The sequence below is a fragment of the Reyranella sp. genome, from assembly GCF_004297405.1.
Taxonomy (GTDB): domain Bacteria; phylum Pseudomonadota; class Alphaproteobacteria; order Reyranellales; family Reyranellaceae; genus Reyranella.
Map to the genome: position 1 here is coordinate 1 of NZ_SCVC01000005.1, position 10,457 is coordinate 10,457.

The window sequence follows — 10,457 nt, forward strand, 5'->3', positions numbered from 1 at the left end:
TGAAGAGCCATACATCTCCGCCTGCGGCACGACCTTCGTTAAATACAGCTACAGCGCGCGCGCGATCGCCAATCTTCCAAAAGGCTTCGGAAACATCTCGATACACCATAGCGGTAGCACCTGGCTTTTGCTTCGGATCCATCAAGTCGAGGGCCTCCTTGGCACTATTAAAGCTACTTTCCCCACCTCTCTTGTCGCCGTCCAGTATCTGGTATTCAGCCAAGCTACTGTAAGCTAACGCGAGCGTTCCGCAGTTTAGCTTCTTAATTCGCGAGCATTCATCAGCAGTGGAAAAGCGGGCGACCTCTTTCTTTGCGAGGCTAATCGCCGTTTTTTGATCGCCGGCCTGCGAAGCTTGCATTGCCACTTGCTGATGAGAAGTGTTTGTAGAGCATGCGGTCACAAAGGCGCCGATGATGAGCCAAGGTACATGTGCTCTTCTGCAATGAAGACCTCGCGCCAGTACGACCATCTGGATCCCTAAATGAACACCGCGAGTCCGCCCGCCAACGGGCGCCTGCGGAGAGAGCGTTGCTAAAGCGAACCAACGATCGGGCGCAAAACGCACGACTTGCCGCAGAGAGCGTCCGCGAGCTTACGAGAACTAGTCCGGTTGGTCTGCCTCGATTTGAGGGGCATCAAACTGCATGTGAAAGCGCGCCACGGCCGCACCCTCAGCTCTGGCTAACGCCTCCGCCCCAAGGTCTTCTCATAGACGTCAGTGCTACAGCTGACGATGACAGTCATGACGCTGGTCTCGCCGTAGGTCACCGGCTAGGCGAAAACGCCAACGTTGGATTGATCACTCGTGGCCTCCTCCTCTAATTCCTGACGACACACCTGAATCCGACATGGCTGGTCGAGGTATCGACTGGTTCGGCATGACGCGCGGCCGGGCGATAACGCCGGCAATAGCTGGGCGCGCAGAGATGCGAGCCGCCCTTTGGCACCTTGCGTGGGATGCGGATGGTGGGCTGGCGCGGATCGTAGCTGCCTTCCATCGCTGCACCGTGTGGGTTCTGCGGCACGCAGCAGGCCTTGGCAGCATCGGCCTCATGACGCTCCGACCACCAGAATGCTACCGCAGGCGACGTGGGTGTGTGGTAGGCTCCGGTGATAGAAAGCACACTTACGGCGCCGAGTGGGAAGATCCGCAGAATGAACCGGGATCTTGAGAACTTGGCTGCACTGTTGGTAGCCAACGGGAAGGGGATCCTAGCGGCCGACGAAACCGTGCCGACCCTGACGAAGCGCTTCGATACGCTCGTCATCTCTTCGACTGAGCAAAGCCGACGCGACTGGCGCGGCGACTAAGACCACCGTTTGCGCCGAGGCGGCGCAATCGAAGCTCGATTGGCATTGCATCGGGAGGTAATGATGGCAAACTCGCTATCCGAGAAAGATCGTGCGCTGATCGATGCGTACTGGCGGGCCGCCAACTACCTCTCGGTCGGCCAGATCTACCTCTACGACAATCCGCTGCTCAAGCAGCCCCTCAGCAAAAATCACATCAAGCCGCGGCTGTTGGGCCACTGGGGAACCACCCCGGGTTTGAATTTCATCTATGTTCACCTGAACCGGCTCATCAAGAAGCACGACCTCGACATGATCTACATCACTGGCCCTGGACACGGCGGGCCCGGTCTGGTCGCAAACGCCTATCTGGAGGGGACCTACAGCGAGGTCTATCCGAACGTCTCCGCCGACGAAGAGGGTATGAAGCGCCTGTTCACGCAATTCTCGTTCCCGGGCGGTATTCCAAGCCATGTGGCGCCCGAAACGCCTGGCTCGATCCATGAGGGTGGCGAGCTCGGCTATGCCCTTTCTCACGCCTATGGCGCCGCATTCGACAATCCCGACCTGATCGTCGCCTGCGTCGTCGGTGATGGCGAGGCCGAGACCGGGGCGCTCGCAACAAGCTGGCATTCCAACAAGTTCCTGAATCCCGCAGCTGATGGCGTCGTCCTGCCGATCCTGCACCTCAACGGCTACAAGATCGCCAATCCCTGTGTTCTCGCCCGCATCAGCCATGAGGAGCTGGACCACCTGTTCCGCGGCTACGGCTACACGCCCTATTTTGTCGAAGGCGATGATCCGCAACAGGTGCACGAGCTGATGGCCGCCACCCTGGACACCGTCATCGCCGAAATCGGCCGCATCAAGGCGAGGGCGCATGAGGGCGCTGTCGAGCGTCCGCGCTGGCCTATGATCGTGATGCGTACGCCCAAGGGTTGGACCTGTCCCAAGGAGATCGACGGTCGGTTGAGCGAAGGCTACTGGCGCGCTCATCAGGTGCCGATGGGCGACATGGAGAAGCCCGAGCACGTGAAGATCCTCGAGCAGTGGATGAAGAGCTACCGGCCGCAGGAGCTGTTCGATGCGGGGGGGCGATTGCAGCCCGAACTCGCCGAACTGGCGCCCAAAGGCCATCGTCGCATGAGCGCGAATCCCAAGACCAACGGCGGCCAAGTGCTGCGCGCGCTGAAGCTTCCCGACTTTCGCGACTATGCCGTCAAGGTGACCGCACCGGGCGCGGTCACGGCCGAGTCGACGCGCGTGATGGGGCGCTTCCTGCGCGACGTGATGGCGCTCAACATGGAGTATCGCAACTTCCGACTCTTCAGCCCGGACGAGAACAACTCCAACCGCTGGCAGGACGTGCTCGAGGTCACCAACCGCGCCTGGGTCGCCGAAACGCGGCCGGAGGACGACCATCTCGCCGCCGACGGCCGGGTGATGGAGATGTTGAGTGAGCATCAATGCCAGGGCTGGCTGGAAGGATACCTGTTGACCGGACGGCACGGCTTTTTCTCGTGCTACGAGGCCTTTATCCACATCATCGATTCGATGTTCAACCAGCACGCCAAGTGGCTGAAGGTGTGCAATCACATCCCGTGGCGACGGCCCATCGCCTCGCTGAACTATCTGTTGTCGAGTCACGTCTGGCGGCAGGACCACAACGGCTTCAGCCATCAGGATCCCGGCTTCATCGACCATGTCGTCAACAAGAAGGCCGAGGTGGTGCGCGTCTACCTGCCGCCCGATGCCAACTGCCTGCTGTCGGTCACAGACCACTGTTTGCGCAGCCGCAACTACGTCAACGTGGTGGTCGCCGGCAAGCAACTCGCACCGCAATGGCTCACCATGGACGAGGCGGTCAAGCACTGCCAGGCGGGCCTCGGTATCTGGGAATGGGCGAGCAACGACAAGGGCGGCGAACCGGACGTGGTGATGGCCTGCTGCGGCGACGTGCCGACTTTGGAGACGCTGGCCGCGGTTGACCTCATTCGTCGCCACGCGCCGGAGGTCAAGGTGCGAGTCGTCAACGTCGTGAATCTGATGACGCTGCAGCCGCCGTCCGAGCACCCGCATGGTCTGTCGGATTGGGATTTCGACGCCTTGTTCACAACGGACAAGCCGGTGATTTTCGCGTTCCACGGCTATCCCTGGCTCATCCATCGCCTGACCTACAGGCGGCATGGTCACGAAAATGTCCATGTGCGCGGCTATGTCGAGGAAGGCACGACGACGACCCCCTTCGACATGTGTGTCCTGAACGGGCTCGATCGCTTCCATCTCGTCGGCGATGTGATCGATCGGCTGCCACAGCTCGGGGCGCGCGCCGCCTACGCCAAGCAGGCGATCCGCGACAAGCTGATCGACCACAAGGCCTACATCGCCCGTTACGGCGACGACATGCCGGAGATCCGCGGCTGGACCTGGGATCAGGTTGGGGCATCCGGGCCACGCGGCTCCACGGAGGCCGACAATGTCTGAGGCGCGTACGTGAAGTTGTTCGCCATCAGGCACGGGGAGACGGCCTGGAGCCTGAGTGGGCAGCATACCGGCACGACCGATATTCCGTTGACGGACAACGGCCGTCGGCTCGCCGAGCGGATGCGACTGGTGCTCACACGGGAGCCGTTCGAGGTCGTTCTGTGCAGCCCGATGCAGCGGGCTCGGGAAACTTGCAGGCTCGCAGGCCTCGGGGAGAGGGCGATTGCCGATCCCGACCTGGTGGAGTGGAATTACGGGCAATACGAAGGCCTGACGCTCGAGCAGATTCGCAAGAGTGCCCCAGGCTGGCTCGTCTTCCGGGATGGATGCCCGGATGGCGAAACGCCGGAACAAGTGGCTGCCCGCGTCGACCGGGTGATAGGCCGCGCGCGCAAGGCCGACGGGAACGTCGCGCTGTTCGCGCATGGGCACATATTACGGGTGCTGGCAGCGCGGTGGATCGGGCTGCCCACGCACGCCGGTGAGCATTTCCTGCTCGATACAGGTACGCTTTGTGTCCTCGGCTACTACCGCGAGGCGCCTGCAGTCGAGATCTGGAACGGGCCTTTCGTCGGCTAGGCGATTTGCCCTGGAGAGTGGGGAACGATCGATGCGACAGCCCAGCGGCGGAAGTCTGATCACCCGCGACCGGTACGACGCCGTCCTGTTCGACCTCGACGGGGTGATAACGAACACGGCCAGCATCCACGGTGCCTGCTGGAAGCAGATGTTTGACGAGTATCTCCGGGAGCGTGGAAGGCGGACAGGCGAAGCCTTTCGACCCTTCGACCCGGTCGCCGACTACCGGCTCCATGTTGACGGCAAACCCCGATTCGACGGCGTTCGCGACTTTCTGAAATCACGCGGCGTCCATCTTCCCGAGGGAAGCCAGCACGATCCTCCGGAGGCTGAGACTGTCGGTGGCCTCGGGAACCGCAAGAATCGCTTGGTCACCAGGGCCATCGAGGAGAAGGGTGTCGACGCTTACGAAGGAAGCGTTCGATTCATCCACCAGCTTCGCCGCCATGGCTGGAAAGTCGCGGTCGTTTCCTCGAGCGAGAACTGCGAGGCCGTCCTGAAGGCCGCCAACGTGGATGGACTGTTCGAGGTGCGGATTGACGGTGCCACGGTCGAGGCGCAGCACCTCGCCGGGAAGCCTGCTCCCGATACCTTCCTGATAGCGGCAAGGTTGCTCGGCGTTGAGCCCGCGCGAGCGGTTGTTGTCGAAGATGCCCTGTCGGGAATCGAGGCCGGACTTGCGGGGAAGTTCGGCCTCGTCATCGGCGTCGCGCGACGAGACAACGCTGAGGAGCTTCGGCGCCACGGCGCACACCTAGTGGTCAACGACCTGATCGAGCTCGTCGACTGATGACGCCCACGATCTGGGAGGACTAGCCCGATGCTCCATCACGAACGGCTGAGACCGCCCTCGCATGACTATCCCGCGGACGAGTGGAACGTCGTCGAAAAGGGTTTTCATCCCGAGTTCCTGGCCCAGCTGGAGACGATGTTGGCGCTTGGAAACGGATACCTGGGAATGCGGGGCTGCCCGGAGGAGGGAGGACCCTGCGCCGAGAACAGCACGCTCATCAATGGATTCTACGAGACCCGGCCGATCGTTTACGGTGAAGACGCCTATGGGTTCGCAAGAACCGGCCAGACCATCTTCAACGTGACCGACAGCAAGATCATCAAGCTCTTTGTCGATGACGAGCCTTTCTGGCTGCCTGGCGCAAACCTTCTGAACTACGACCGCCGGCTCAACATGAAGTCCGGGACGCTCGACCGGGCGATTCTCTGGGAGACCCCGTCAGGCAAGCAGGTGTCGATCGCATCCCGGCGGCTGGTCTCGTTCGCCCACAGGCACGTGGCCGCAATCTCGTACAGCGTGACGGTCAACGAAGCGGCGTCGCTTGTCATCTCTTCAGAGATGATCGCAAATGGACAGAGTGCTTCCAGTGACGAAAACGACCCACGTCTGGCGCAAGGGGTTGCCGGTCGGGTACTCCATCCCCGGACCAGTTATGCGAACGACCGCCGCATCGTGCTCTGTCACGCGACCGAAAAGAGCCAGTTGGCTGTGACGTGTGCCGTTGACCATGTCATGGAGACGTCGTGCAAGCACGCGTACAAGGCGGTCAATAGCGACAATTTCGGCCAAGTGGCCTTCACGATCGAGGCCAAGCCCGGCGCGGCCATCCGCCTGACCAAATTCATGGTCTATCATACCTCCCCGACGGCATCGCTGGAGGAACTCTGCGGCCGGGCCGAATGGACCATAGATCGCATGGTCAGCCTGGGGTTCGATCAACTGCTCGCTTCCCAGGAGCAGTACGTTGACGATTTCTGGCGGCGCAGCGACGTCCTTGTCGAGGACATCAGGCCGGATCGCACGCAGCGTACCACCGTGGAAATCCAGCAAGCGATCCGATTCAACCTCTTTCACATCCTGCAAGCCTCCGCGCGGGCGGAGGATGCCGGTGTGCCGGCAAAAGGTCTCACCGGACGGGCCTACGAGGGCCACTACTTCTGGGACACTGAGATCTACGTGCTTCCGTTCCTGGCGTACACCTCGCCGCGTATCGCCAAAAATCTGCTGACCTTCCGTTACAAGATGCTGCCGCAGGCACGGGCCCGCGCCCGGCAACTGGGCCATCGTGGCGCGCTGTTTCCTTGGCGCACGATCAGCGGCGAAGAAGCGTCGGCATACTATGCCGCGGGGACCGCGCAGTACCACATCAACGCTGACATCATGTACGCTCTGCGCAAGTACGTGCAGGCGACAGGTGACGAGCAGTTCCTGTTCGATTGTGGCGCAGAAATGCTGGTGGAGACGGCCCGCCTCTGGCTGGACCTGGGGTTCTACTCGGAGGCAAAGGGCGGGAATTTCTGCATCAACAGCGTCACCGGGCCCGATGAATACAACACAGTGGTGAACAACAACGCCTATACCAACCTGATGGTCCGCGAAAACCTGCGCTACGCAGTCCAGACCATCGAAACTCTGCGGTCAACCAGGCCCACGGCTTATGTCGGTCTTGTGGACAAGACGGCACTGGAGCCTTCCGAGCCGAAGGCATGGGCCCGCGCTGCGGAGAGCATGTATGTCCCGTACGATGAGAGATTGAAGATCATCCCGCAGGATGACAGCTTTCTGGACAAAGAGCCCTGGGACTTCCGAAACACGCCGAGCGATCGCTACCCGCTGTTGCTGTTCTACCATCCGCTCAACATCTACCGAAAACAGGTGATCAAACAGGCAGACGTGATCCTGGCCATGTTCCTGTTGGGCGATGCGTTTTCTCGGGAGGAGAAGAAGCGCAACTTCGAATTCTACGATCCGCTCACGACGGGCGATTCCTCATTGTCGTCGTGCATCGAGGCGATCGTTGCCGCACAGATCGGCGATATGGACAAGGCCATCAGGTACGGGATGGCGGCTCTCCTGATGGATCTTGCGGACATCGGTGGCAACGTGAAGGATGGCTGCCACATCGCCTCGATGGGCGGCACGTGGATGATGCTCACCTACGGTTTGGCTGGCATGCGGGACGACGACGGCACACTGTCGTTCTGGCCGCGCCGGGCACCGGAAGATGACGCCAAGCTTCGGTTTGCCTTGACGTACCGCGGCCAGATGTTGGCGGTCGAAGTCGGTGCGGACCAGGTGAAATACACCTTGCGCAAGGGTGACGGTCTCGTGATCCGCCATGAAACCGAACAGATACGGCTTACCCCGGAACATCCGGCTGCAGTCCGGCCGGTCAGCAGGATTGAGGAGCCGGCGCGATGAGCGGCCGCCTTTCCCCGATCGGCGCGGAGGCTGCCGGAAGCGGCGCAGATCCACAGAGCGCAGCTGATCCAGGTCACCCCGAGGGATGAGCATGAGTACGCCAGGAACGACCGCGAGCGTCGTTACACCGGGTGAAAGCGCTCTGCTCGGCGCCACGGTCCAACCGGGCGGCGTCAACTTCTGCGTCTATTCTAGGCGCGCGACGCTGATAGAGCTGCTGCTGTTCGATGACGAGAATGCCGGGCAACCTTCGAGGACTATTCCGCTCCACGCCGACAAGCACCGCACGTATCACTACTGGCATGTCTTCGTCTCGGGCCTGGAACCCGGGCAAGTGTATGCCTACCGCGCGCACGGACTCTTTGAGCCGGCACAGGGACTTCGCTTCGATGGCGAGAAGGTGCTTCTTGATCCCTATGGCATCGCCGTAGCTGTTCCGAAGACATATGATCGTGAAACTGCGGCACGGTCGGGCGACAATGCCGCCACAGCCATGAAAAGCGTGGTTGCCGAGCCGCGCCGCTACGACTGGGAGGGCGATCGACCGCTCAAGCGGCCCCTGGTCGAAACCGTGATCTACGAACTGCACGTGAGGGGCTTCACGCGTCATCCCAGTTCAAAGGTTGCGCCGGAGAAGCGCGGCACCTACGCCAGTCTGATAGACAAGATTCCGTACCTCAAGGAGCTCGGCGTCACTGCCGTGGAACTCCTGCCCGTGTTTCAGTTCGATGCCCAGGCCGCACCGACGGGCCTCGTGAACTACTGGGGATACCAGCCGGTCTCATTCTTCGCACCGCATAACGCTTATTGTTCGCGCGGCAGCGCGCTCGCGGTCCTCGACGAGTTCAGGGATATGGTCAAGGCGCTCCACCGCGCGGGATTGGAGGTGATCCTGGATGTCGTCTTCAATCACACAGCCGAGGGCGGCATCGACGGGCCGACGCTGTGTTGGCGCGGTCTGGAGAATGGCTCCTATTATATTCTGGACGGGGACAAGTCACGTTATGCCGACTATAGCGGCTGCGGCAACACGCTGAATGCCAATAACCCGATCATGCGCCGGCTCATTCAAGACAGCCTGCGCTACTGGGTGAGCGAGATGCACGTTGATGGCTTCCGCTTCGACCTGGCGTCGATTCTGTCGCGTGAAGAGAAGGGCCGCCTCCTGCCAAACCCACCTGTCTTGTGGGACATCGAATCGGATCCACTGCTGGCCGGGACGAAACTGATTGCAGAGGCCTGGGATGCCGCAGGACTCTACCAGGTGGGCAACTTCGTCGGTGATACGTGGCAGGAGTGGAATGACCGCTTCCGCGACGATGTGCGGCGTTTCGTGAGAGCAGACAATGGCTCGGTACCGCGCGTAGCCGCCCGTATCCTCGGCAGCCCGGACATTTATGGACACGAAGAGCGCACGGCCGAGCAAAGCATAAATTTCATCACCTGCCATGACGGCTTCACTCTCAACGACCTCGTTTCCTACAACCACAAGCACAACGAGGCCAACGGCGAGAACAACCGCGACGGCTCGAACGACAATCTGAGCTGGAACTGCGGCGTGGAAGGCCCGACTGACGATCCCGCGATCGAGGCGTTGCGTAACCGGCAGGTCAAAAACTTCTTCGTCCTGCAGCTTCTGGCAATGGGTACGCCGATGCTGCTGATGGGCGACGAGGTGCGTCGAACCCAGAGGGGCAACAACAACGCCTATTGCCAGGATTCCGAGATAAGTTGGTTCGACTGGACCCTGCTGGAGCGACACGGCGACATCCATCGGTTCGTGAAAGTGCTAAACGGCTTTCGTCAGCGTCGGGATGTCGTGATGGAGGGCCGGGCGCATAGCCTTAACAGCCTTCTTCGCAGCACGCGGTTGGAGTGGCACGGCGTGGAACTCGGACGTCCGGACTGGAGCGAGGGCTCGCACTCTGTGGCCTTCACATTGCGAAGTCTGCGCGCCCGCTTTTTGTTGCACGCAATGTTCAACGCGTACTGGAACCCGCTTACGTTCCAGTTGCCACCCCTTCCTGGGGGAGATCGAGAAGCATGGCGTCGTTGCATCGACACAGCGTTGCAGACGCCCGACGACATCTGCCTATGGCGCGATGCGTCGGTTGTGACGCAGGCCAAGTACGAAGTGCAGCCACGGTCGGTGGTTCTACTCGCGCTGAGGCTCAGTGAGACCGATGGGTAGCTGTCCGGCAGGGCTGGAGCATTGGTAAGCTTTCTGGACCGCAGGGACTCTGCTTTATCGAACGAGGTGATCGAGTAGGTCCGACCTCGATCGTGTCCGGACTGGCGCATCGGCACGACTGATCCTGCTGGACGGCCGCACCCTGCCCCTCGTTGTCAGCGAGGTCGCGCATGTTTCGACACGTCCCATCGATGTACCGGAGCTGGCTTCGACCAACGAAGGGCCTATTGCCGTTCGGCGTGGCACTGGCGGCTCACTCGTCCCCGAGCGAGCTATCTATCGGGCCATCCTGACCACCAGCGCCCCCTCGGCAGAGACAACGTCACGACTGGCTGGGCGGGTAGTCATCGAGGCCGCACCGCGCAGCTTCATCGACATCCTCTATCGCAAGACAGTCGCGTTGGTCATTCGAGAGTCTTCGATGTAGGGTTCGATGAGCGGCCGGCATCGACGCAGCCCCTAGCCTTGATCCGTTGGCCGATCCCTCTCCATTGTTCACGCATCCCTGCAATGGCGCCTGCAATCCCTGATCCTGTGTTTGGAATTCCCTTCCGTGACTCGGCCGCTAAGCCAAGCCATGCTCCCGCGTCACGAGGCGTCCGCCTTCAAGGCTTCGGCAAGCTCGACAGGATCGACACACACGACGTCTCGCCTGCAGCCGGGTGATGGGGTGGCAGGCAGGTGGAGCATCGTCGA

At 61.3% G+C, this 10,457-nt stretch carries 8 protein-coding genes and 1 pseudogene; 6 read left to right on the forward strand and 3 right to left on the reverse strand.

Going from position 1 to position 10,457, the window contains the following annotated elements; translation table 11 throughout:
* From EPO50_RS02195 to EPO50_RS02200, 3 genes and pseudogenes are all read right to left on the reverse strand, one after another.
* Window positions 1-472, reverse strand: a 472-nt coding sequence (locus EPO50_RS02195) for a hypothetical protein (protein WP_296341010.1), incomplete at its 3' end; no start/stop codon positions are given.
* 212 nt (window positions 473-684) lie between these two features.
* Window positions 685-771 (reverse strand): hypothetical protein, encoded by an 87-nt coding sequence (locus EPO50_RS31485; protein WP_367268023.1) that lies wholly within the window; start codon window positions 769-771, stop codon window positions 685-687.
* 50 nt (window positions 772-821) lie between these two features.
* Window positions 822-1,073: pseudogene (locus EPO50_RS02200) on the reverse strand (SUMF1/EgtB/PvdO family nonheme iron enzyme); the annotation flags it as partial.
* Between the two features lie 85 nt (window positions 1,074-1,158).
* On the opposite strand from EPO50_RS02200, the gene EPO50_RS02205 reads away from it, so the two are divergent.
* The 6 genes from EPO50_RS02205 (at window position 1,159) to glgX (ending at window position 9,761) form a co-directional block, all read left to right on the forward strand.
* Window positions 1,159-1,314 (forward strand): class I fructose-bisphosphate aldolase, encoded by a 156-nt coding sequence (locus EPO50_RS02205; RefSeq protein WP_296341011.1) that lies wholly within the window; start codon window positions 1,159-1,161, stop codon window positions 1,312-1,314.
* Between the two features lie 60 nt (window positions 1,315-1,374).
* Window positions 1,375-3,777, forward strand: a complete 2,403-nt coding sequence (locus EPO50_RS02210) for a phosphoketolase (protein WP_296341012.1) — start codon at window positions 1,375-1,377, stop codon at window positions 3,775-3,777.
* 9 nt (window positions 3,778-3,786) lie between these two features.
* Window positions 3,787-4,356 (forward strand): histidine phosphatase family protein, encoded by a 570-nt coding sequence (locus tag EPO50_RS02215; protein WP_296341013.1) that lies wholly within the window; start codon window positions 3,787-3,789, stop codon window positions 4,354-4,356.
* 31 nt (window positions 4,357-4,387) lie between these two features.
* Entirely contained in the window at window positions 4,388-5,146 is a 759-nt protein-coding gene (locus EPO50_RS02220) for an HAD family phosphatase (RefSeq protein ID WP_296341014.1), read from the forward strand.
* A gap of 30 nt (window positions 5,147-5,176) precedes the next feature.
* The gene (locus tag EPO50_RS02225; protein ID WP_296341015.1) at window positions 5,177-7,570 is read left to right on the forward strand and encodes a glycoside hydrolase family 65 protein; all 2,394 of its coding nucleotides are present in this window, start codon (window positions 5,177-5,179) and stop codon (window positions 7,568-7,570) included.
* A 91-nt stretch (window positions 7,571-7,661) separates the two neighbouring features.
* A complete protein-coding gene (gene glgX, locus EPO50_RS02230) occupies window positions 7,662-9,761 on the forward strand; it encodes a glycogen debranching protein GlgX (protein WP_296341016.1) in 2,100 nt (699 codons plus the stop codon).
* Window positions 9,762-10,457: the final 696 nt, after the last annotated feature.